Annotated in this window: 19 protein-coding genes and 1 pseudogene; 12 read left to right on the top strand and 8 right to left on the bottom strand. The window is 72.2% G+C overall.

What is annotated here, in order from left to right; all coding sequences use genetic code 11:
• Window positions 1–58: 58 nt before the first annotated feature.
• Window positions 59–2,536, top strand: coding sequence for a PQQ-binding-like beta-propeller repeat protein (locus ACIDOF_RS09385; RefSeq protein ID WP_409005268.1), 2,478 nt, complete (start codon window positions 59–61; stop codon window positions 2,534–2,536).
• 9 nt (window positions 2,537–2,545) lie between these two features.
• On the opposite strand, the gene ACIDOF_RS09390 is transcribed toward ACIDOF_RS09385, so the two are convergent.
• Window positions 2,546–3,154, bottom strand: coding sequence for a hypothetical protein (locus tag ACIDOF_RS09390; RefSeq protein ID WP_409005269.1), 609 nt, complete (start codon window positions 3,152–3,154; stop codon window positions 2,546–2,548).
• A 308-nt stretch (window positions 3,155–3,462) separates the two neighbouring features.
• On the opposite strand from ACIDOF_RS09390, the gene ACIDOF_RS09395 reads away from it, so the two are divergent.
• Window positions 3,463–3,996 (top strand): hypothetical protein, encoded by a 534-nt coding sequence (locus ACIDOF_RS09395; protein WP_409005270.1) that lies wholly within the window; start codon window positions 3,463–3,465, stop codon window positions 3,994–3,996.
• 19 nt (window positions 3,997–4,015) lie between these two features.
• Here ACIDOF_RS09395 and ACIDOF_RS09400 read toward each other — a convergent pair whose 3' ends face one another.
• From ACIDOF_RS09400 to ACIDOF_RS09410, 3 genes are read right to left on the bottom strand one after another with little or no spacing between them, the layout of a single operon-like run.
• On the bottom strand, window positions 4,016–4,798 hold the full coding sequence (locus ACIDOF_RS09400) for an enoyl-CoA hydratase/isomerase family protein (protein ID WP_409005271.1): 783 nt from the start codon (window positions 4,796–4,798) through the stop codon (window positions 4,016–4,018).
• Window positions 4,795–5,247 (bottom strand): Zn-ribbon domain-containing OB-fold protein, encoded by a 453-nt coding sequence (locus tag ACIDOF_RS09405; protein WP_409005272.1) that lies wholly within the window; start codon window positions 5,245–5,247, stop codon window positions 4,795–4,797. Before ACIDOF_RS09405 ends, ACIDOF_RS09400 begins: the two co-directional genes overlap by 4 nt.
• A gap of 58 nt (window positions 5,248–5,305) precedes the next feature.
• Window positions 5,306–6,463 (bottom strand): lipid-transfer protein, encoded by a 1,158-nt coding sequence (locus ACIDOF_RS09410; protein ID WP_409005273.1) that lies wholly within the window; start codon window positions 6,461–6,463, stop codon window positions 5,306–5,308.
• 146 nt (window positions 6,464–6,609) lie between these two features.
• Here ACIDOF_RS09410 and ACIDOF_RS09415 point away from each other — a divergent pair, with 146 nt between their 5' ends.
• Together ACIDOF_RS09415 and ACIDOF_RS09420 are read left to right on the top strand one after the other, a co-directional pair.
• Window positions 6,610–8,220: a FadD3 family acyl-CoA ligase gene (locus tag ACIDOF_RS09415; protein WP_409005274.1), complete on the top strand. Its 1,611-nt coding sequence runs from the start codon at window positions 6,610–6,612 to the stop codon at window positions 8,218–8,220.
• Between the two features lie 31 nt (window positions 8,221–8,251).
• Window positions 8,252–8,992: a class I SAM-dependent methyltransferase gene (locus ACIDOF_RS09420; RefSeq protein WP_409005275.1), complete on the top strand. Its 741-nt coding sequence runs from the start codon at window positions 8,252–8,254 to the stop codon at window positions 8,990–8,992.
• 36 nt (window positions 8,993–9,028) lie between these two features.
• On the opposite strand, the gene ACIDOF_RS09425 is transcribed toward ACIDOF_RS09420, so the two are convergent.
• A complete protein-coding gene (locus ACIDOF_RS09425) occupies window positions 9,029–9,283 on the bottom strand; it encodes a hypothetical protein (protein WP_409005276.1) in 255 nt (84 codons plus the stop codon).
• An 81-nt stretch (window positions 9,284–9,364) separates the two neighbouring features.
• On the opposite strand from ACIDOF_RS09425, the pseudogene ACIDOF_RS09430 reads away from it, so the two are divergent.
• From ACIDOF_RS09430 to ACIDOF_RS09445, 4 genes and pseudogenes are all read left to right on the top strand, one after another.
• Window positions 9,365–9,502 (top strand): annotated as a pseudogene (locus tag ACIDOF_RS09430) (helix-turn-helix domain-containing protein); the annotation flags it as partial.
• 78 nt (window positions 9,503–9,580) lie between these two features.
• The gene (locus ACIDOF_RS09435; RefSeq protein ID WP_409005363.1) at window positions 9,581–10,165 is read left to right on the top strand and encodes an XRE family transcriptional regulator; all 585 of its coding nucleotides are present in this window, start codon (window positions 9,581–9,583) and stop codon (window positions 10,163–10,165) included.
• Between the two features lie 314 nt (window positions 10,166–10,479).
• Entirely contained in the window at window positions 10,480–11,574 is a 1,095-nt protein-coding gene (locus tag ACIDOF_RS09440; protein WP_409005277.1) for a chemotaxis protein, read from the top strand.
• A 157-nt stretch (window positions 11,575–11,731) separates the two neighbouring features.
• The gene (locus ACIDOF_RS09445) at window positions 11,732–13,333 is read left to right on the top strand and encodes a DUF4874 domain-containing protein (RefSeq protein ID WP_409005278.1); all 1,602 of its coding nucleotides are present in this window, start codon (window positions 11,732–11,734) and stop codon (window positions 13,331–13,333) included.
• A gap of 58 nt (window positions 13,334–13,391) precedes the next feature.
• Here the strand turns inward: ACIDOF_RS09445 and ACIDOF_RS09450 are convergent, their stop codons facing one another.
• From ACIDOF_RS09450 to ACIDOF_RS09460, 3 genes are all read right to left on the bottom strand, one after another.
• Window positions 13,392–13,601, bottom strand: coding sequence for a hypothetical protein (locus tag ACIDOF_RS09450; protein WP_409005279.1), 210 nt, complete (start codon window positions 13,599–13,601; stop codon window positions 13,392–13,394).
• A 180-nt stretch (window positions 13,602–13,781) separates the two neighbouring features.
• Window positions 13,782–13,937 carry a sigma-like protein gene (locus ACIDOF_RS09455; RefSeq protein ID WP_409005280.1) on the bottom strand — a complete coding sequence of 52 codons (156 nt, stop codon included), beginning with the start codon at window positions 13,935–13,937 and terminating at the stop codon, window positions 13,782–13,784.
• A 215-nt stretch (window positions 13,938–14,152) separates the two neighbouring features.
• Entirely contained in the window at window positions 14,153–17,092 is a 2,940-nt protein-coding gene (locus ACIDOF_RS09460; protein WP_409005281.1) for a BTAD domain-containing putative transcriptional regulator, read from the bottom strand.
• Between the two features lie 280 nt (window positions 17,093–17,372).
• On the opposite strand from ACIDOF_RS09460, the gene ACIDOF_RS09465 reads away from it, so the two are divergent.
• The 4 genes from ACIDOF_RS09465 to ACIDOF_RS09480 all read left to right on the top strand — a co-directional run bounded on the left by ACIDOF_RS09465 (window position 17,373) and on the right by ACIDOF_RS09480 (window position 21,817).
• The gene (locus ACIDOF_RS09465; RefSeq protein WP_409005364.1) at window positions 17,373–18,596 is read left to right on the top strand and encodes an amidohydrolase family protein; all 1,224 of its coding nucleotides are present in this window, start codon (window positions 17,373–17,375) and stop codon (window positions 18,594–18,596) included.
• Between the two features lie 240 nt (window positions 18,597–18,836).
• On the top strand, window positions 18,837–19,784 hold the full coding sequence (locus ACIDOF_RS09470) for an LLM class F420-dependent oxidoreductase (RefSeq protein WP_409005282.1): 948 nt from the start codon (window positions 18,837–18,839) through the stop codon (window positions 19,782–19,784).
• 8 nt (window positions 19,785–19,792) lie between these two features.
• A complete protein-coding gene (locus tag ACIDOF_RS09475) occupies window positions 19,793–20,578 on the top strand; it encodes an SDR family NAD(P)-dependent oxidoreductase (RefSeq protein WP_409005283.1) in 786 nt (261 codons plus the stop codon).
• A gap of 120 nt (window positions 20,579–20,698) precedes the next feature.
• Window positions 20,699–21,817, top strand: a complete 1,119-nt coding sequence (locus ACIDOF_RS09480; protein ID WP_409005284.1) for an LLM class flavin-dependent oxidoreductase — start codon at window positions 20,699–20,701, stop codon at window positions 21,815–21,817.
• The last annotated feature ends 50 nt before the right edge of the window (window positions 21,818–21,867 follow it).

Raw genomic sequence — 21,867 nt, forward strand, 5'->3', positions numbered from 1 at the left:
CGACTCATGCGACGCAGACGCGGGACGTCGCGGTCTCGTACGGGGAGGTGGCAGGCAAGTGGTGGAGCAGCTGACGCAGCACGATCCGAGGCGGATCGGGCCGTTCGAGGTGCTTGGCCGGCTCGGTGCCGGCGGCATGGGGCTCGTCTATCTCGCGCGCTCGGCCTCCGGCCGACGGGTCGCGATCAAGACGGTCAGGACGGAGCTCGCCGAGGACCAGCTGTTCCGCGTCCGCTTCACGCGCGAGGTGGAGGCCGCCCGCGCCGTCTCCGGCTTCTACACCGCCGCCGTCGTCGACGCCGACCCGCGCGCCGCCGTGCCCTGGCTCGCCACCGCCTACGTACCGGCGCCCAGCCTCGAAGAGATAGTGAACGAGTGCGGGCCGCTGCCGGCCCAGGCCGTGCGCTGGCTGGCCGCGGGCGTCGCCGAGGCCCTGCAGTCCATCCACGGCGCGGGCCTGGTCCACCGCGACCTGAAGCCGTCCAACGTCCTGGTCGTCGAGGACGGGCCGCGCGTCATCGACTTCGGCATCGCGTCCGGCGTCTCCAACACCCGCCTGACCATGACCAACGTCGCCGTCGGCACGCCCGCGTACATGTCGCCGGAGCAGGCCAAGGACTCCCGCAGCGTGACCGGCGCCAGCGACATCTTCTCGCTCGGCTCGACCCTCGCCTTCGCCGCGACCGGGCACGCCCCGTTCCACGGCGCCAACCCCGTCGAGACCGTCTTCATGCTGCTGCGCGAGGGGCCCGACCTGGAGGGGCTGCCCGAGGAGCTGCGGCCGCTGATCGAGACCTGCATGCACATGGAGGCCGCGATGCGGCCCTCGCCCGCCGACCTCCAGGCCCAGCTCGCCCCGCACCTGTTCTCCTCCGGCTCCGACGACTCCGGCACCGCATCGGCCTGGCTGCCGGAGCGGGCCGTCGCCCTGATCGAGAGCCGCCGCGGCGGCAGGCCCGCCGCCAAGCCCGCCGCGTCCGGCTCCGGTCGCAGCGCGGGCCGGGCCGCCGCGCAGCCCCCGGCGCCGCCCGTCCCGCCGCCGCCCTCGCGCGCGCCCGCGGCCCCGCCCGTCGAGCCGCCGCCGGCCGCGGAGCCCGCGCCGCTGCCCCGCACGCCCGGCCCGGCCTTCGCGCAGGAGGACGACTGGGAGCTGCCCGCCCCGAACCCGGCCCGTACGCCGGGCCGCCCGGACTCCGGCCCCGTCCACCTGCCCGGGGCGGCCGTGCCGATCGGTCCTGGCCCGCGGGTCGCCGACGCCCGCGCCGTCGCCGCGCAGCCCTCGCCCGCCACCGCCCTGGCCGGTTCGTGGGTCGGCGGTTCCGGCGCCGCCGACCCGCAGGACCCGGCGCGCACCGGGCACGCGAACGGCACGCCCCGCGCGCCCGAGGTGCCGCCGCAGGCCGCGCCGGACGCGCCCTGGCGGCCCTGGCGGTTCCGGATGTCCAACGACGTGTGGGGCACCCCGCACGTGGCGGGCGACCGCGTCTACGTCACGTCGTTCGAGGTGCACGCCCTCGACGTGGGCACCGGCAGGCGGCAGTTCAAGACCCGGGACGTCGCCTGGTCGATGGCCGTCGCCGACGGCCGCATCCACGCCTCCGACGGCCCCACCGTGTACGCGCTCGACGCCGCCGACGGCACCGACCTGTGGCGCAGCCGCTCCGACGCCTGGGTGTACGCGCTGCGCGCCGACCGCGGGACCGTCGTCACCGCGACCCGGGGCGGCGGCGTCCAGGCCGTCGACGCGGCGGGCGGCGAGAAGCTGTGGGAGATCACCGGCGTCCAGACCGACTTCGAGACGCCCGAGGCCGGCCCCGTCGTCCACGACGGCACGGTCTTCGTCTGGCAGGACGCCCGGCTGCGCGCCCTGGAGGCCCGCACGGGCGTGGAGCGCTGGTCGTACCCCGTCGGCGACGCGGCGTCCTGCGGCGGAGTGCCGGTCCGGATCACGCCTGCCGAGGACGGCTTCGTGTACGTGGCCGCCGGGACCCGCGTGCTCGCCATCGACATCGAGGGCGGGCACGTGCCGTGGCGGTTCGAGGCCCCGGCCGTGTTCCTCTCTCCGCCGGCCTTCGCGCCCGGCCCCGCGGTGACCGGCGGCGGCGTCTACCTCGCCGACTACCTGGGCACGGTGTACGCGGTCGACGCCTCCGACGGCCGGGACCGCTGGCGGATCGCGACCGAGGCCCGCTCGTCGGTCGAGCCGGTCCTGGTCACCGGCGGCCACGTCCACGTGGGCAGCGGCAACGGCCTGTACACCCTGGACGCGGTCACGGGCACGCCCAAGTGGCGCTTCCAGGCGGGCGGCGAGGTCGTCGGCTCCCCGGTCGCCGCCGACGGGCGCATCCACTTCGGCTCGGCCGACCACTGCCTCTACACCCTGGACGCGGTCGGCGGTCAGCTCCGCTGGAAGCTCGCCACGGGCGGCGAGATCACCGGCTCCCCGGTCGCCGAGGCGGGCGTCGTCTACGCCTGCAGCAAGGACCGCTGCGTGTACGCCCTGGACGCGGTCAAGGGAACGGGCTCCTCCCGCTGACCCCTCCGGCTAGCCCCTGCCGCCGGGCCCCTGGTCGTACGGGCCGGATCCGTACGGCGGGGTGTCCCCGGGCCTGTCGCCCGGGCGGACGTCCCCGGGCGGGTCGTACGGGCGGGTGTCGTCGGGGCCGTACGCGGAGTCCGGGCCGTACGGGCTCTGCCCCTGCTCGTCCCGGGCGTAGGGCTCGGGTTCGGGTTCGCGGCGCACGCGTCCCCGCCGACCCGGCAGGACGAGCGCCGCGAGCAGCAGCACCAGGCCGCCGACCAGCGCGTACCCGGCGCCCGCGCCGAGGCCGTTGCCCGCGCCGTCCACACTCAGGGAGCCCTCGGCCTGGCCGACGCGGACCATCCACAGCACCGTGAACGCGAGGACGACGAGGCCCGCCACGGCCACCAGGAGCCGCGACCGCAGCAGCAGCCCGACGAGGGTGACGAGCGCGGCGAACACGAACGGCAGGAACAGCGAACCGAGCAACTGGGCGCGGGCCTCGGTCACGCCCGTACCCGTGAAGAGCTCGCCCAGGCGGTAGTCCCGCCCGTGACGGCCGTCGTACCAGATACGGAAGGGGCTCCAGACGGCGGCCGTCGCTCCGGCGAGAGCGAGGATCGATCCGATCACGTTACGCAGGGTGCGCATCATCGGGTGACCTCCAAGCCACACACGGGGCTCTCGGTCCTGACGCTACGCCGGGTAGGCGTGCGGCGCCACGCGGCGACGGGGGCCCGGAAGTGCCGCGCGCAACAGCCGGGCACGGCACGTCGACAACCCTGTAACGGAGCGGCCCCTGGGGCGTTTTGGGGTCCAGGGCAGCCCTATAAAGGTTGTGTAAGTGCCACTGCTAGGGTGACGTGCGCCTGTCAGGGACGGGCCCATTTCGCGCGCTGTCAGTGCGCCGTCAACGTATGCAATTTCGGGGGAGCAAAGACATGAAGATGCGTCACGTACGTGCCGTGGCGGTGGCCGCCGTGGTCGTGGTCGCCCTGACCGGCGCCCGGCGCAGCGGCGGCGGTGGCTGCGACGACAGCTCCAGCTCGTCCTCCAGCTCCAGCTCGTCCGGCGGCTACAGCACGGGCGGCTCCAGCGACTACGACGACGATGACTACCAGTCGTCCACCGGCGACTACGGCAGCACCCCGTCCGCCGGCCCCACCACCGCGGCCGAGTCGGACATCCGGATCACCGACTGCGTGATCAACGGCGTGAGCTCGACCGAGGCCAAGATCACCTGGAAGTACACCATCACCAACGGTGACGCGAGCGGCACCGCCGACTACAGCGGCACGCTCGACTTCAAGGACTCCGCGACCGGCCGCTCCGCCCTCGCGATCATCAGCCACGACGACATCGCCGCAGGCCAGTCCTACGACGGCACCGAAGAGGACACCATCTACGGCGCCGACGCGGCCTCGCTCCAGGGCCGCTGCGAGGTCAGCTCGATCACGAAGATCCCCTCGCTCTAGAGCCTCCCGGGAGTCCGGGTCAGCGGAGGCGGAAGCCCCCGGCCCGCTTTCCGAAGAGGCCCGCCTGCTGCTCCGGCGGCAGGTTGCCGAGCGCGATGAGGTGCGGCGCGTGCGCGAGAGCCTGCGTGCGCGCCGCCTCCTTCGCCGCCCACACCGCCCGTACGGTGCCCTCCACGGCGCCCGGCGGGTACCCGGCGACGGTCCGTGCGCACTCCACCGCTGCCGCCAACGCCCCGCCGTCCGGGGTGACTTCGCTGACCAGGCCGATCTGGTGGGCCCGCGCCGCCGACATCCGCTCGGCCGTCCCGAGCAGCGACATCCGCGCGACCTCCCCGAACGGCATCCGCTGCGCCATGGCGATGGACTCGTACGCGCTGACCATGCCGTACGTGGTGTGCGGGTCGAAGAACGTGGCGCGCTCGTCCGCCACCAGGAACTCCGCCTCGCCGAGCAGATAGAACGCGCCGCCGCACGCCATCCCGTTGACGGCGGCGATCACCGGCTTCCACAGGTCGTTGGCCTTGGGCCCGATCGCGATCAGCGGGTCGTCGATCGCGTACGGCGACGGCGGCTGCGGCACGTCCACGGCGCGGTCGACGCCGGTGCAGAACGCCTTGTCCCCGGCGCCCGTCACGACGACCGCGCGCACGGTGTCGTCGAACCTCAACTCCCGCCATACAGCGCTGAGTCGGGCCGCCGTCGCGAGGTCGATCGCGTTGTGCCGGTCGGGCCGGTCGAGGGTCACGACGGCGACCCCGGCCGCCTCGTCCCGCTCGACCCGCAGCCCCTCGGCCGACGTCACGGCCGCTCCAGGACCCACTGCGGCAGCACCTGGCCGCCGACCTCGCCGAAGACGACCTGCACCCGCGCCCCGATCCTGAGCCGCGCCGGGTCCACGGAGTTCGGCGGCGCCCCCGCCTCGCTCACCAGATTCCCGACGAGCCGTATCCGCGGCGCGTCCGCCAGCTCCACGACGATCGCGTTGTACGGGGCGAACTCCGCGTACGCGGGCAGCAGCGGGGGGTGCGGCAGGACGTACGACCAGATCCTGCCCTTGCCGCTCATGCGGCGCCAGGTGCTGTCGAAGGACTGGCAGTGCGGGCAGCAGGGCCGCGGTGGAAAGCGGAGCTCTCCACACTCTGCGCAGGCCTGGATGCGGAGTTCGCCTGCGGCTGCGTAGTCCCAGAAGGGTTTGCCGTCGTCGTCCACGTGCGGTTTCAGTAGGTCGCTGGTCCGGGTCGCGTCTGCCATCTTCTGTCCTTTGCCGGCTGCCGGTTGGTCGTGGCTGGTCGCGCAGTTCCCCGCGCCCCTATGGGGCGCGCAGCAGTACCGCCGATGTCGGGACTCCCTCTCCCGCCGTCACCAAGCACGTGGCCGCGTCCGGGACTTGGGCCGTGCTCGTGCCGCGGAGTTGCTTCACGCCCTCGGTGATCAGGTTGAAGCCGTGCACGTACGCCTCGCTGAGGCCGCCGCCGCCCGTGTTCAGGGGCAGCCGGCCGCCGATCTCCAGGGCGCCGCCCTCCGTGAACGCGCCGCCCTCGCCGCGCCCGCAGAAGCCGTACCCCTCCAGGGACAGCGGGATGAGCGGGGTGAACGCGTCGTAGATCTGGGCGACGTCGACGTCCTGCGGGCCGAAGTCGGCCTGCTTCCACAGGTGTCGGGCGGCGGTCCAGGCGGGGCCGGACAGCGGGTCGTCGTTCCAGTAGTTGACCATGCCGTGGTGCTGGGCGGGCAGGCCCTGGGCGACGGAGTGCACGTACACCGGCTTGTGTCGGCAGTCGCGGGCGCGCTCGGCGGAGACGATGACGCAGGCCAGGGCGCCGTCCGTCTCCAGGCAGTTGTCGAAGAGGCAGAGGGGTTCGCTGATCCAGCGGGCCGTCATGTACATCTCGCGGGTCAGCGGCCGTTCGTACATCATCGCCGCCGGGTTCTGGTTCGCGCGGTTGCGGCAGGCGAGGGCGACGTTGAAGAGGTGGTCGCGGGTCGCGCCGTACTCGTGCATGTAGCGGCGGGCCAGCATGCCGATCTCGTCGGCGGGGCGGAGCAGCCCGAAGGGGCGGGTCCACTGGGCGGGGGTGGGGAGTTGGACGGCGGTGTTCTTCCAGGGGCGCGGTCCGCTGCCGCGTTTCCGTGACCGCCAGGCGACGCCGACGTTCGCCTGGCCGGTGGCGACGGCGGCCGCGAGGTGGGCGATCGTCGCGCAGGAGCCTCCGCCCCCGAAGCCGACCTTGCTGAAGAAGGTCACGTCGCCCGCGCCGACCGCCTTGGCTATCTCGACCTCGTCGGTCTCCTCCATCGTGTACGAGGCGAAGGCGTCGACCTCCGAGGGGGCGATCCCGGCGTCGTCGAGGGCCGCGACGATCGCCCGTGCCGCCAACGTCTTCTCGGATTCGGGGAGTTGCTTCGCGAACGGGGTCTGGCCGATCCCGACTATCGCTGTAGCGTCCTTGAGACTCGACGACGCCATCGTCACCTCCGTGCGCTGCGTACGGCTCCGCCAGTGCTGACAGCGGGGAAGGCTACAGCTAATCTGACGGATAGTCAGCTGCGAGGTGGCGGCCGGTTCGGCGACCGGCTCCCCCGCGAGGGGCGCTACTCACTGGGAGGCTTGCGATGCGCGGGGACCTGGAGTGGGGCACCGTCCCGGAACTCGTCCGGACGGCGGCACGGCGGTACGCGGACCGGGAGGCGGTCGTCGAGGGCCGCACCCGGATCACATACGCGGAACTCGGCGAGCGCGTCGAGCACGCGGCGGCGGCCTGCATGGCGAACGGGGTGCAGCCCGGCGACCGGGTCGCGGTGTGGGCGCCCAACACCCTCGACTGGATCGTGTCGGCGCTCGGCGCGGTCACCGCCGGGGCCGTGCTCGTCCCGCTCAACACCCGCTTCAAGGGCACGGAGGCCGCGTACGTCCTGGCCCGCTCGCGCGCGAAGCTGCTGTTCGTCACGGGCACGTTCCTCGGCACGTCGTACGTGGCGTCGCTGCGGCGCGCGACCGCGGAGGGGACCGGGACGGGGCCGCTGCCCGCGCTGCCGCACCTGGAGCAGGTGGTGGTCCTGGCGGACGACGCCCCGGAGAACTTCCGTACGTGGAAGGAGTTCCTGGCGAGCGGCGCGGAAGTGTCGCCCGGGGAGGTCGCCCGGCGTGCGGGCGCGGTGGCCCCGTCGTCGCCCTCGGACATCATCTTCACGTCGGGCACGACGGGGCGGCCCAAGGGCGCGGTCATCACGCACGCGCAGACGCTCCGCTGCTACGCGATCTGGAGCGAGCTCGCGGGCCTGCGCGAGGGCGACCGCTACCTCATCGTCAACCCGTTCTTCCACACCTTCGGCTACAAGGCGGGCATCGTCGCCTGCCTGATGCGGGGCGCGACGATGGTGCCGCAGCCGGTGTTCAACGTGGACACGGTCCTCGCGAACATCGCGGCGGAACGCATCTCGGTGCTCCCCGGCCCGCCCACGCTGCACCAGTCGCTCCTCGACCATCCGGCCCGCGACCAGCACGACCTGAGCGCGCTGCGGCTGGTGGTGACGGGCGCGGCGGTGGTGCCGCTCCAGCTGGTCGAGCGACTGCGGCAGGAACTGCGCATCGGCACGGTCCTCACCGCGTACGGCCTGTCGGAGGCGAGCGGGATCGTCACGATGTGCCGCAGGGACGACCCGGCGCGGGTCGTCGCGGAGACGTCGGGCCGCGCGATCCCGGACACGGAGGTACGGGTGGTCAACCCGGCCGGGGACCCGCTGCCGCCCGGCCGGCCCGGGGAGGTCCTGGTCCGCGGCCACAACGTGATGAGCGGCTACTTCGAGGACCCGCAGGAGACGAAGAAGTCCCTCACCCCGGACGGCTGGCTCCGCACTGGCGACGTCGGCGTCCTCGACGAGTCGGGCAACCTGAAGATCACGGACCGCATCAAGGACATGTTCATCGTCGGCGGCTTCAACGCGTACCCCGCCGAGATAGAGCAACTCCTCGGCCTCCACCCGGACGTGGCCGACGTCGCGGTCGTCGGCGTCCCGGACCCGCGCCTCGGCGAGGTCGGCAAGGCGTACGTGGTGCGGCGGCCCGGCGCGGTCACGACGGCGGACGACCTGATCGCCTGGTCCCGCCGCGAGATGGCCAACTACAAGGTGCCGAGGACGGTCGAGTTCGTCTCCGCGCTGCCGCGCAACGCGAGCGGGAAGGTGGTGAAGGGGGAGTTGCGGAGCCCCGGATATTCGCGTTGACCGGGGCGGCGCGCGGTGCTGAAGTCGGCGCGTGGACAGCATCCCCGCCAACCGGCGGCTCTGGAACCGGATCAGCGGCGCGTACCAGCGGCAGCACGACCCGCGGATCGGCGCGGCCCCCCGCCTGTGGGGCATGTACTCGATCCCCGACGAGCGGTTGCAGGCCCTGGGCGATGTTGCGGGTGATCGCGTCCTGGAGCTGGGCTGCGGGGCGGGCCAGTGGTCCAGGGCGCTGGCGGCGGAGGGGGCGCGGGTGGTCGGCCTGGACCTGTCGGAGGCGCAACTCGCAGCGGCGGCAAGGGAGATGGGGCAAGAGCCTTACCCCCTGGTCCAGGGCGCGGCAGAACAACTCCCCTTCGCGAACGGTGCCTTCGACCTGGTCTTCTGCGACTTCGGCGGCCTCAGCTGGGCGCCCCCGCACCTGGCCGTCCCGGAGGCCGCCCGCGTCCTGCGCCCGGGCGGCCGCCTGGTCTTCAACGTCGCCAGCCCCTGGTTCGAGGCCTGCTACGACGAGGACGCGGGCTGCGCGACGACGACACTGCAGCGGGACTACTTCGGCCTCCACGCGATCGCCGAGGACGACGACGCGACCAGCTACCAGCTCACGTACGGCGACTGGATCAGGGTCCTCCGGAGTGCGGGCCTGATCATCGACGACCTCATCGAACCCCGCCCCGCCGCCGATGCCCTCAACGGCTACAACGAGACGGAGCCGTCGGACTGGGGCCACCGGTGGCCGGCGGAGGCGTTGTGGGTGACGCACAAGGGGTGAACACGGGTCGGCTCCGGGGCTGTCAGGCGGGCCGTCTCACCCCGCATCCCCGTCGCACCACTGGCTGAGGGCGCGCACCGTGCCACGGACGTCCAGCGTCTCCGCCTCCTCCGGGCTCGCGGTCCGTACCGATGCGATCCGTTGGGTCCAGCGGGCCCCGCTCGGGCGTTCCAGCACGACCCTGTCCTCGGCGCAGCCCTTGACCTGGCCGACGAGGCAGCGTTCGACGTCCATGACCACGTCTTCGGTTCCGTAACGCATCGCCGGGCTCTCCTTCGTTTCGTCGCGCATGTCGACGGATGCTGGCGCGGCAGACGAGTCACAAGTGGCCACGTTCCAAGGACAGTTGGGGCGTCGCTCACTACGGTGACAATGTCCAAAGTGTCCACGGGGGTTGTCTTGAACGAACGGCTAGAGTCGGCTATGGCCGAAGCCCGGATGACACCTCAGCGACTGGCGAGGAGAATCGGGGTCTCCCCAAGGACGGTCAAGCGCTGGCTGGACGACACCTCCCAGCCGCACCGCCAGAGCCGCATGGACGCCGCAAGGGCACTGGGAGTGGACGAAGAGATGTTGTGGCCTCAAGCAGTGACGGACCGCATCAAGACCGGGGCGGACCGGGAGATCGTCCGGACGTATCCGTACCGTTCAGCCGCACCCTCGACGCTCTGGGGGGAACTCGTGGCGGGCGCCAAGTCCGAGATCTACCTGGCGGGTTACACGAACTACTTCCTCTGGACCCAGCAGCCGCACTTCAACGACACCCTCCGCGCCAAGGCCGCCGAGGGCTGCCGTATCCGCATCCTGCTGGGCGACCCGGAGGGCCGGACCACGCGGGACCGCGAAACGATCGAGGACGTGGCGTTGACCGTCTCCACGCGCATCCGCATGACCCTCGACGAGGTGGCGCGGCTCGGGCCGCAGGACGGCGTGGAGGTGCGGTTCAGCGCCGCGGAGGACGCCGTCAACCACGTGTCGCTCTCGACGTTCCGCTTCGACGACGACGTACTCGTGACACCGCACTTGCCACGTCTGGTCGGCCACGACTCCCCGCTGCTTCACCTGCGCAGGGCCGAAACCGGCGGCATGTTCGACCGCTTCACGGAATCAGCCGAGGAGCTGTGGAGCAGGGGCCGGAAGGTCCAGGACGTGCCCGAGGGCCGTGATCGATAGGTCGAGGCGAGCGCAAGACGGGGGTGTGCGCGGCGGTACGGGCCATTCGGTCACTGAGAGCCCCCCCGGTGAGGGGGTGTTCGCGGGACCCCGGCCAGCAATGCGCGGTGTCGCAGATGCCGCACCCGCAAGCCCCGCCCGCGCCCGGGCGGCCGTACCGAGGGCGGTAGTGGCCCGGCTCTTGCCCGAGGCGACCGTTCCGCGTGCGGGGGTGGGCCGATGGGGGGAGCATGGCCGAGGGGGCGGATTTCGGGGCGGCGGGGGCGGCAGTACCTGGACGGAGAGCCCCGCAGCACCGTACGGAAGGCAGCGCCATGCAGTCCACGCTCACCCCCGCACTCCTCTCCGACCTGCGCAAACAGCGCCCGTACCCGGCGGTGACCGTCGTACTGCCCACGCACCGGCGGCGGCCGGAGAACGAGCAGGACGCGATCCGGCTGAAGAACCTCGTGACCGAGGCCGTGCGGCAGCTGGAGGCGGACCCGGCAGTGACCGCGGGCAACGCCGAGGACATCGAGGAGCGGCTGCGGGAGGCCGTGACGGAGACCGACCTGCAGCAGGCCGGCGACGGCCTCGTGATCTTCGCAGCGCGTGGCGAGCTGCAGACCTGGGCGCTGTGCCGGGACGTGCCCGCGCGCGTGGTCCTCGGCGACACGTTCCTCACCCGCAACCTCGTCGCGTCCGCCGCCGCGCAGCGCCCGTACTGGGTGCTGACCGTGGCCGCCGACCGCATCGCCCTGTGGGACGGCCGCGGCGACGACCTCACGGAGTACGAGGGCCACGGCTTCCCGCGCACCCGCAGCCTGGAGGACCCGGACGTCGAGCGGAAGGAGCAGGTCGGCGACATCGCCAGCACCTACCGCGACGAGCAGGCCAAGCGCTTCTTCCGCGAGGCCGACGCCGCTCTCGCCGAGGTCCTGGGCGAGGAGTCGCGCCCGCTGTACGTCGCCGGGGAGCCCGCGGCGCTCGCCCTGCTCGACGAGTCGGGTACGGCCGCGAAGGGCGCCGAGCAGATCCCGCACGGCGGCATGGGGCACGGTTCCGCCGCCGCGGTCGCCGAGGCGGTCGCCCCGGCCCGGGCCGCTGCCGCTCAGCGGGAGGTCGCGGCGGCCCACGAGAAGCTGGACGCGGCACGCGGTCGCAAGGCGTATGCCGCCGGGCTCGACGAGGTGTGGGACGCGGCGACCAGCGGCCGGGTCGAGCACCTCGTCGTCGAGGAGCACTTCCGCACGACGGTACGCGCGGGCGAGGGCCACCTCACCCCGGCCGCCGACGACGACATCGACGCGATCTCCGACATCGTCGACGACGTGGTCGAGAGCGTCCTGGAGGCGGGCGGCGAGGTCACGTTCGTACCGGACGACTCGCTCGCGGACAGCGGGCGGATCGCGGCGGCGCTGCGGTTCTAGGCGGCCGGAGCTGCTGGCGGGCGGGCGGCCGGAGCTGCTGGCGGGCGGAAAGTCCACCTGTCGGCGGGTTCCGTCCATGGCCGCCGGATGCGGGCGCCTGGACACTCCGGTGGGTCGCCGCGTACCGGTCGCGGCGACCACACCGAGGGAGCCGCCGATGCCCGTACCCGGAGAGAACGCCAACCTCAGCCTCAACCTGCCTGCCCCGCACGGAAGTTCGCCCAGCAGACGCCGGGTCCTGGCGGCCGCGGCAGGAGCCGTGCCCCTGCTCGGCGGCCTGGGCTCCACGACTGCCGCCGCCGCACCCCGCCCCGCCCCGGCCACCGCCGGCCGCACGGTCCATCGCGGCATCCGCCCCGACGACCCCGACGGCCGGGCCCCGCTGCGGACGCCGCGGCGCGGGTTCCGGTACGAGATGTCGTACAACGCGAGCGACCTGAGCAGCCCGTGGGCCAACGAGGCCGACCACAGCCCGGATTCGGCGGCGACGCTCGACCTCCTGGAGCGCGAGTACGGCGCGGGCGCGCACCTCACGCAGCTGTACTTCTACCTCTGGGAGTACGCCACCACGGACCTCCCGCAGAGTGCGCTCGACAACATCGAGAAGGTCTTCGCGGGCCTGCGCCGCAAGGGGTACGCGGCGGTGCTGCGGTTCGTGTACGACGACGGGGTGCGCGAGAACCGCCGCTACACCGTGCAGCACATCCAGCGGCACATCGCCCAACTCGCCCCGCTGGTACGGCGGAACCGGGACGTGATCGCCGTGTGGCAGGCCGGGTTCCTGGGCGCGTGGGGCGAGTGGCACGGGAGCTACTACCGGCACGAGACGTACCCCGACGCGGTGACCGCCATCATGACCTCGCTGGTCGAGGCGCTGCCTCCGGGGCTGCACACGCAGGTGCGGTACGCGGAGAAGCGGAACATGATCCAGAACGAGGCGATCCTCGACCGTGTCGGCTTCCACAACGACTACGTGACGCTGGGGGAGGGGCAGTGGGACTACTACGTCCCGTCCAACCCCGAGTGGCAGACGTATCTCGACGTCACGTCCGACCGCATGACGGACGGGGAGATGCCCTGGGACAAGGGGCAGAGCGCGGACCCGTACGCGTGGAGCAAGGTCATCCCGGGCGTCCCCGCGGCCCGCCGCCTGCAGACGCTGCGCTTCGACTCCCTCTCGATCGTCCACAACGCGACGGTCACGGTCCCGGCGTGGCGGACGACGGACGTGACGGAGCGGGAGGTCCGGGAGGCGCTGCTGCCGGTGTCCGACGGCTACTTCCGCGACCGGCAGGGGCGGGCCGTCCCCCGCACCCAATTCGAGTACATCCGCGACCACTTGGGCTACCGCATCGAGCTCCAGGAGGCCCGCTGGGACCGGACGGCCGACGGCCTGACGGTCGAGGTCGACCTCCGCAACCGCGGCTTCGCCCCACCCAAACACCCGCGCCCCGTACGCCTGCTCCTCCTCGCCCCCGACGGCCGCACGGTCACGTCCACGGACACGAACGCCGACTGGCGCGACTGGCGCCCGCAGGGCCGAGCGGAGACCACGGACGACCACGCGGAGCCGAGGATTTCGACGGTACGAGGAGTCCTCGGCGAGTCCCAACTCCCGCCCGGTACCTACCGCTTGGCCCTCGCCCTCCCGGACCCGGACTACCCGAGCGAGCCGCGTCTGGCGGTGCGCTGCGCGAACGCGACGGTTCAGTGGGTGGGTGGGGTGAACGTGGTGGGGAGCCTGCGGCTGCCGAGCTGACCTGCACGCACAACAGCGGGGACCGGCGACGAGCCGGTCCCCGCTGCGCGGTGGCTGGTCAGCCGGCGTGGCTGTCCTCCGGCGTGACGCCCGCGTGGCTGTCCTGCGTCGTGACGCCCGCGTGGCTGTCCTGCGTCGTGAAGCCGGCGTGGCTGTCCTGCGGGGCCACGATGCCCGCGTGGCTGTCGGCGACGGCCGGGGCGGCCGCAGCGCCGGCGGTGGCCGCGGCGATGGCGAAGCTGGCGAGGATCTTCTTGGTGCGGGTCACTTCAACTCCTGGAGGAAAAGGTGCTGTTGGACGCCTGGAACGCTATCTGTAATCGATCTGCAGTTCGAGGAGGTGAAAGGATCGCGCCAGGACTCGGCTGAATCCCAACGACACGCCTCGGCCGCGACGGCTCCCCCTCCGCGCCGTCGCGGCCGATTCCCCCGTGCGGGGGCAGGGCGGTTACGCGGGCTCGCTGCCGGCGTGGTTGTCCTGCGTGGTGATCGTGGCCGGTTCGCTGCCCGCGTGGTTGTCCTTGGTGGTGATCTCGTCGGCGGGCTCGCTGCCGGCGTGGTTGTCCTGCGGCTTGATGGTGGTCTTCTTGTCGGCGTCGCTCATGGAAAGAACCCCCTGGTGGCTCAGGCGTATTCGGGAACAACTGCCCGTCCGGCGACTCCCCCGAGGACCGCCGGACGGGCACATGGAGCCGTTACCTTAACGGCGGGGCTCCTCGCCGAACCGTCTGCCCCCCGACGCGACGGATCGACAACCAGAAGACTGCCGTGTAGCGATAAACGAATGATGAACGGCTCCGCTCCGCGCGGCAGTTCGGGCTAGGCGGCCGCGATCGGGGTGAGGAGACCGCGCACTTCTTCCGCCTCGGCGGCACCCGTCTGCTCGTAGATGGCCAGGGCTTCCTGCCAGCAGGCCCGTGCACGGTCGGCCTGCCCGAGGTCGGACAGGGCCCGGCCCAGCGTGGTGAGGACGTTCCCGAGCATCCAGTCGCCGCCGATGCACTTCAGGACCAGCGCCTGCTCCGCATGCCGGGCGGCCTGAGCCGGGCGGCGGGCGGCGAGGTGGGCTTCGGCGATCCGGAAGTGCGTCGTGCCCTGCCAGAGCCGCTGGCGGTTCTCGGTGAAGATGTCCAAGGCGTCGGAGAGTTGGTCCAGCGCTTCCGCGTGCCTCCCGGCCTTGGTCAGTGCGATGCCCAGGGCGAACCTGCCATTGGCGAGACGCAGGGTCAGGCCCATCTCGTCGTAGATGCTGATGCCGCGCTGTGCGAGCTCCACGGCGCTGGTGGTGCGCCCCATGGACACGTGGATGCGCGAGAGGTTGCACAAGGCGCTGGCCTCGCCCACCTGGTTCCCGATGGCGCGGAAGTTGTCGATGGCCTGCTGCAGGTACTGCTCGCCGTCCTCGTTCCGGCTCTGGTAAATGGCGATGATGCCCCGGTCGTTGGCCGCCCAGCAGCTGGGCACGGGGTCGCCTTCCGAGCGGGCGAGCATCATGGCGAGGCGGGCCTCCTCGTCCGCCTGGTCGAAGCGGCCGGAGACCAGGTACACGTTGGTCAGGGTCGTCCGTGCCCGGCCCTCGGTGCGTGCGTCGCCCGCGGCCTGTGCGGCGTCCCGCACCGTCACAGCTGCTGCCTCGTACTGGCGTGAGTTGGCGCCGGACTCCGCCAGGTCCTTGGCGGCCCAGAGCAGGTCGACGGCCCGCCGGAGCTCGCCCGCTGCGGCGGACTGCCGGACGCAGGCCAGCAGTACGTGGGCCTCGGTGTAGAGCCAGTCGACAGCCGACGTGCCGTCGGTGAACTTGAGGCCGGGGCGGCTGGTCGGCTCCAGGTGGTCGACCAGCCGGTCGCCGGGCCGCTCGAGAGCGTAGACCTCCGCCGCCGTCGCCAGATAGAAGTCCAGCAACCGCGAAAGCGCCAACTCCCGCTCCACCGGCGGCTGTTCGTCCCGTTCCGCGCACGCACGCGCGTAGAGCCTGACCAGGTCGTGGTAGCGGTAGCGGCCCGGGGCCGCCGATTCCACCAGGGACGTGTCGACGAGGGCCTCCAGGAGGTCCTCCGTGTCCTCGACCGGCAGGTCCAGCATCGCCGCGGCCGCAGCGAGCGACAGGTCCGGGCCGTCCGCCAGGCCGAGGAGGCGGAACGCGCGGGCCTGGGCGGGCTCCAGCTGCCCGTACCCGAGCTCGAACGTCGCCTTCACCGCGAGGTCGCCCGCCTGCAGCTCGTCCAGGCGGCGCCGTTCGTCGGCGAGCTTCGCGGCGAGTGTGGAGACCGTCCAGGTGCGCCGGGAGGCGAGGCGGGAGGCGGCGATGCGGATGGCCAGCGGGAGGAAACCGCAGGCGGCGACCACGTCCAGGGCGGCCTCGCGCTCGGACGCGACCCGTTCCTCGCCGACGATCCGGGTGAAGAGCTGCAGCGCCTCCTCCGGCGACATCACGTCCAGGTCCACGAGATGCGCGCCCGCCAGGTCGACCATCCGGACCCGCGAGGTGATCAGCGCCGCGCAGCCTTCCGTGCCGGGAAGGAGGGGCCTGACCTGGGCTGCGTCGCGGGCGTTGTCCAGGAGGACGAGGACGCGGCGGCCGTCCAGCAACGAGCGGTACAGGGCCGCGCGTTCCTCCAGGGTGTCCGGAATGGCCGAGTCGGCCGTGCCGAGGGCGCGCAGGAACGCCCCGAGCACCGTCTCCGGCTCGGCGGCGCGCGCGCCCGCGCCTTGCAGGTCGACGTACAGCTGCCCGTCGGGGAACTGGATGCGGGCCGCGTGCGCGACGTGCACGGCGAGGGTGGTCTTGCCGACGCCGCCGATGCCCGCGAGCGCGGAGACCGCCATGACCCGCCCCTCGGCGGAGGCGAGCACGGCGCCGAGTTCCTCGACGAAAGCGGAACGCCCGGTGAAGTCCGGGACGGTGGCGGGGAGTTGGGCCGGGCGGACCGGCGCGGCGGGTGTTTCCGCGAGCGCGGCCGACGGTTCGGCGAGGCCCGGGTCGGCCTGCAGGATCCGCTGCTGCAGCTCGGACAGGCCGGCGCGGGGGTCGACGCCCAGCTCGTCGGCGAGGAGGCGGCGGGTGTCCGCGTACACGGCGAGGGCCTCGGCCTGGCGGCCGGAGCGGTACAGGGCGAGCATCAGGAGCTCGCGGAGCCGTTCGCGCAGCGGATGCGCGGCGGTCAGGGCGGTCAGCTCGGAGACGGCCTCGGCGTGGCAGCCCTGCTCCAGGTCCAGGTCGAGCCGGGTCTCGACGAGTTGGAGCCGCCACTCCTCCAGGCGGACCCGCTGTGTCTCCGCGTACGGCCCGGGGACGCCCGCGAGCGGCTCGCCGTCCCACAGGCTGAGGGCCTTGCGCAGCAGGGAGCGGGCCTGGCAGAGGTCGCCGGCGCTGCGGGCCTTCTCGGCGTCGGCCCACAGCTCCTCGGCGAGGGCCAGGTCGAGCGCGTCGGCGGAAACCGGAAGCCGGATCGCGTACCCGCCGGACTCGCTGGCGAGGACGTCCGCGCCGAGCGACTTGCGCAGCCGCGACGCGTACGTACGGACCGCGGCGAGGGCCTGCGACGGGGGCTCCTCGCCCCAGACGGCGTCGATGAGTTCGGCCGCCGTGGCGGTGCGGCCCTCGCGCAGCAGCAGGGCCACGAGCAGCGCGCGCTGTTGTGGAGATCCGGTGGTCAGAGCCTCGGTCCCGCGTGCGGCGCGGACCGGTCCGAGCACGCTGAAGCGCAGCGGCTGTGCCTCCGGGCGCCGCTGCCCGGGTACGCGCGGTACACCGTCCATCGTTGTCCCCCTGGCGAACCTGCCGGACGTGCCTGAACCCTGAGTCGGTCGGACGGCAGGGGAGGCTTTCGTGCCGCCTTGAGGTCCACCCGGTCCGAGTACTGGAATTTGCCCCCGCCAGTCTGCCTTGTCCAGTGCCGTTGCGTCAGCCGCCCGAGACACCTCTCACAGGGTCCGCACTCTGTGTGGTGCCGGAGGTGAGTGGATTTCGCCCCCGCACGACTACCTGACGGTTCGTCAGATCGGCGCTACCGTGGCGTACATGGAGACCAACGAGAGCCTGGACGCATTCCCGAAGATCATCTCGGTGGACGACCACACGGTGGAGCCGCCGCACGTCTGGCGGGACCGGCTCCCGGCCAAGTACCAGGACGTCGGACCGCGCATCGTGCGCGCGCCGCTGAAGGAGATGTCCTTCATGGGCGGCAAGTTCGCGCCGGTCATGGGCGCGCAGGGCGACGACGGACCGATCGGCGACTGGTGGGTGTACGAGGACCTGCACCGCCCCCTCACCCGTCTCGACACCGCCGTCGGCTACGACCGGGACGAGATCAAACTCGAAGTGATCACGTACGAGCAGATGCGCCCCGGCTCGTACGACGTGGCCGCGCGCCTGGCGGACATGGACGTCAACCACGTCCAGTCGGCCGTCTGCTTCCCCACCTTCCCCCGTTTCTGCGGGCAGACCTTCACCGAGGCGAAGGACCGCGAGCTCGGGCTGCTCGGGGTGCGGGCGTACAACGACTGGATGGTGGAGGAGTGGTGCGGCCCGCAGGCGCAGGGCCGTCTCATTCCGCTCACCCTCATCCCGCTCTGGGACGCACAGCTCGCCGCGGACGAGGTACGGCGGAACGCGGCGCGCGGCGTGCGGGCGGTGGCGTTCTCGGAGATACCGCCGCACCTCGGACTGCCGTCCATCCACACCGACGACTGGGACCCGTTCCTGCAGGCCTGCGACGAGACCGGCACGGTCGTCGCGATGCACATCGGCTCGTCCTCGAAGATGCCGTCGACCTCGGCGGACGCCCCGCCGGCCGTCGGCTCCACCATCACCTTCGCCAACTGCTGCTTCTCGATGGTCGACTGGCTGATGTCCGGCAAGTTCGAACGCTTCCCCAACCTGAAGATCATGTACGCGGAGGGCCAGATCGGCTGGATCCCGTACATCCTGGAGCGCGCCGACGTCGTCTGGGAGGAGAACCGCGCCTGGGGCGGCGTCGCCGACAAGGTCACCCGCCCGCCGTCCGAGCTGTTCCGGGACCACGTCTACGGCTGCTTCTTCGACGACGCGTTCGGCCTGCGGAACCTGGACGCGGTGGGCGTGGGGAACGTCCTGTACGAGACGGACTACCCGCACTCGGACTCGACCTGGCCGAGGTCGAGGGAGGTGGGGGAGGAGCAGATGGGGCACTTGCCTCCGGCGGTCGTGGAGAAGTTGGTGCGGGGCAACGCGATCGACCTCCTCGGCCTGACGAAGGACGGCTTGTGGGGGCCGTCGGCCTGAGCCCCAAAGGGGCGCGGGGAACCGCGCGAGCGACCCCCGCCGGGTCGCACCCGGCGACGAAACCGGTGTGGGCAGACGCGTCTGCCGGGACTGCCTTCGTCGGCCGCTGCGGGCCGCCTGTGGCTGGTCGCGCAGTTCCCCGCGCCCCTGAGGGGCGACCCCTTGCCTGATGGGACGTCAGCCCTCACGATGACCCCCATCAACGAGACTTGACGGACCGTCAGATCAAGGGGTGCGGCCATGGCGCAAGAGTTCCCGCAGGGCACGTTGTCGTACGGCATCCAACTCCCGATCCAGTCCCAGAGCACGCTCTACGCCGAGCCGTGGGAGGCCGAAGCGGGTGCGGCCGAGCTCGCCGACCTCGCCCGCACCGCCGACCGCAGCGGCTTCGCGTACATCGCCTGCTGCGACCACGTCGCGATCCCGCACCGCCTCGCCGGCGCGATGAGCACCGTCTGGTACGACCCGGTCGCCACGCTCTCCTTCCTCGCCGGGATCACCGAGCGCGTACGGCTGCTCAGTCACGTCGCCGTCGTCGGCCTGCGCCACCCGCTCGTCACCGCGAAGCAGTACGCGACCCTCGACCACCTCAGCGGCGGCCGGCTGATCCTCGGCGTCGGGGCCGGGCACGTGCGGGAGGAGTTCGAGGCGCTCGGCGCGGACTTCGAGGGGCGCGGGGCCGTGCTCGACGAGACCGTCGACGCGCTGCGAGCCGCGCTCGGGCCCGAGGAGTACCCCGAACACCGCGGCGAGCGCTACGAGTTCAGCGGGCTCGGGCAGCGGCCGCGCCCCGACCAGGAACGCGTGCCGATCTGGGTCGGCGGCTCGTCCGCGCCCGCCGTGCGCCGGGCGGCGACCCGCGGCGACGGCTGGCTGCCGCAGGGCGACCGGCGTGCCGAACTGCCCGCCAAGATCGCCCGGATCAGGCAGCTCCGCGAGGCCGCCGGGCTCGCCGGGTCCTTCACCTTCGGCACGATCGCCGAGCCGTTGTACGTGGGCGAGCCCGGCTGGGACGTGGGCCGCCGCACGCTCTCCGGGAAGCCGGAGGCGCTCGCCGAGTCGCTGCGCGAGTACCGGGCGATGGGCGTGCGGCAGATCCAGGTCCGCTTCCGCAGCCGCTCGTGCGGCGAACTCACCGACCAGATGGCCGCGTTCGGCGCCGAAGTGGCGCCTCACCTCAACGACTAGGAGCAGTCATGGGCAAGCTGGACGGACGTGTCGTGATCGTCACCGGGGCCGCGCGCGGCCAGGGCGAGCAGGAGGCGCGGCTCTTCGCCGAGGAGGGCGCGCGGGTAGTGCTGGCCGACGTCCTCGACGAGCAGGGCGAGGCCGTCGCCAAGGAGCTGGGGGAGCAGTGGGCGCGCTACGTCCACCTCGACGTGAGCAGCGAGGCCGACTGGACGGCCGCCGTGGCCGCCGCGAAGGACGCCTTCGGCAAGGTCGACGGCCTGGTCAACAACGCCGGCATCCTCCGCTTCAACGCCCTCGTGGACACCCCGCTGGAGGAGTTCATGCAGGTCGTGAACGTCAACCAGGTGGGCTGCTTCCTGGGGATACGGGCCGTCGCACCGGCCATCGCCGAGGCGGGCGGCGGCACGATCGTGAACACCGCCTCGTACACCGCGATGACCGGCATGGCGGCGGTCGGCACGTATGCGGCGACCAAGCACGCCATCCTCGGCCTCACCCGGGTCGCGGCGATGGAGCTCGCCGACTCCGGGATCCGGGTGAACGCGGTCTGCCCGGGCGCGATCGACACCGCGATGTCCAACCCCGCCCAGCTCGACCCGGACGCCGACCCGGAGGCGACCTCGGCGGCGCTGGACGAGCTGTACCGGAAGCTCGTGCCGCTCGGCCGGGTGGGCCGCCCGCGGGAGGTGGCCGACCTGGCGCTGTTCCTCTCCGGCCCGGACTCCTCGTACATCACGGGCCAGCCGTTCGTGATCGACGGCGGGTGGCTGGCCGGGGTGAGCATCGTATGACGCCTCGTGGGGCCTGTTTCTGACGTGCTGTCAGGTATTGACGGCTCCCGTGCACGGTGGAAAAGTCGACCGCAGTCGCACCTGACGATGCGTCAGAAACTGTAGAGGCGGTGAACCTCCTTGGAATTCGGGCTCTTTGTTCAGGGATACGTCGGCAAGCGGGCCGAGACCGACCCGCTCGCCGAGCACAAGGCGCTGATGGAGGAGACCGAGTACGTCATCCAGGCGGACCGGTCCGGCTTCAAGTACGCCTGGGCGTCCGAGCATCACTTCCTGGAGGAGTACTCGCACCTCTCCGCGAACGACGTGTTCCTCGGATATCTGGCCCACGCGACGGAACGCATCCACCTCGGGTCCGGGATCTTCAACCCGCTCGCCCAGGTCAACCACCCCGTGAAGGTCGCCGAGAAGGTCGCCATGCTCGACCACCTCTCCGAGGGGCGGCACGAGTTCGGCTCCGGGCGCGGGGCCGGCTCGCACGAGATCCTCGGCTTCATCCCCGGCGTCACCGACATGAACTTCACCAAGGAGGTGTGGGAGGAGACCATCGCCGAGTTCCCCAAGATGTGGCTCCAGGAGGAGTACCAGGGGTTCCAGGGCAAGCACTGGTCCCTGCCGCCCCGCAAGATCCTCCCCAAGCCGTACGGGAAGTCCCACCCCGCCATGTGGTACGCCGCCGGGTCCCCGCCCTCGTACGCGATGGCTGCGAAGAAGGGGCTCGGGGTGCTCGGCTTCAGCGTGCAGAAGGTGTCCGACATGGAGTGGGTCCTGGAGCAGTACAAGGGGGCGATCAAGGACGCCGAGCCGGTCGGGGACTACGTCAACGACAACGTGATGGTCACGTCGACGGCGATCTGCGCGCCCACGCACGAGGAGGCGGTGCGGATCGCGGCACAGGGCGGGCTGCACTACCTGCAGTCGCTGGTGTTCCGCTACCACGACACGTTCCCGCGGCCCGAGGGGTTCCCGGTGTGGCCGGAGACCCTGCCCGAGTTCAACGAGGAGATCATCGAACTCCTCATCGCCGAGGAGCTGTTGATCTGCGGCGACCCCGACGAGGTGCTCGCGCAGTGCCGGCGCTGGGAGCGGGCCGGGGCGGACCAGCTGTCCTTCGGCCTGCCGATCGGCATCTCCAAGGAGGACACGCTGCAGACGATCCGCCTCGTCGGCGAGCACGTGATCCCGAAGATCGACACGGACCCGGTCCACCGCACGACCCGCTTCCGCCAGTCCGCGTAGCTGTTCCCCTTCCCGCCCCTTCCCGAAGTCCTCAGCGGACTGCTCCGGGA

The organism is Streptomyces sp. Da 82-17 (genome assembly GCF_046098215.1).
Classification (GTDB): domain Bacteria; phylum Actinomycetota; class Actinomycetes; order Streptomycetales; family Streptomycetaceae; genus Streptomyces.

Excerpts from the sequence above, each read along its gene's own strand:
- ACIDOF_RS09395 (WP_409005270.1), top strand. The coding sequence starts at position 3,463 with ATGAAGATGCGTCACGTACGTGCCGTGGCGGTGGCCGCCGTGGTCGTG.
- ACIDOF_RS09405 (WP_409005272.1), bottom strand. The coding sequence starts at position 5,247 with ATGGCAGACGCGACCCGGACCAGCGACCTACTGAAACCGCACGTGGAC.
- ACIDOF_RS09410 (WP_409005273.1), bottom strand. The coding sequence starts at position 6,463 with ATGGCGTCGTCGAGTCTCAAGGACGCTACAGCGATAGTCGGGATCGGC.
- ACIDOF_RS09415 (WP_409005274.1), top strand. The coding sequence starts at position 6,610 with ATGCGCGGGGACCTGGAGTGGGGCACCGTCCCGGAACTCGTCCGGACG.
- ACIDOF_RS09425 (WP_409005276.1), bottom strand. The coding sequence starts at position 9,283 with ATGCGCGACGAAACGAAGGAGAGCCCGGCGATGCGTTACGGAACCGAA.
- ACIDOF_RS09440 (WP_409005277.1), top strand. The coding sequence starts at position 10,480 with ATGCAGTCCACGCTCACCCCCGCACTCCTCTCCGACCTGCGCAAACAG.
- ACIDOF_RS09445 (WP_409005278.1), top strand. The coding sequence starts at position 11,732 with ATGCCCGTACCCGGAGAGAACGCCAACCTCAGCCTCAACCTGCCTGCC.
- ACIDOF_RS09455 (WP_409005280.1), bottom strand. The coding sequence starts at position 13,937 with ATGAGCGACGCCGACAAGAAGACCACCATCAAGCCGCAGGACAACCAC.
- ACIDOF_RS09460 (WP_409005281.1), bottom strand. The coding sequence starts at position 17,092 with ATGGACGGTGTACCGCGCGTACCCGGGCAGCGGCGCCCGGAGGCACAG.
- ACIDOF_RS09470 (WP_409005282.1), top strand. The coding sequence starts at position 18,837 with ATGGCGCAAGAGTTCCCGCAGGGCACGTTGTCGTACGGCATCCAACTC.
- ACIDOF_RS09475 (WP_409005283.1), top strand. The coding sequence starts at position 19,793 with ATGGGCAAGCTGGACGGACGTGTCGTGATCGTCACCGGGGCCGCGCGC.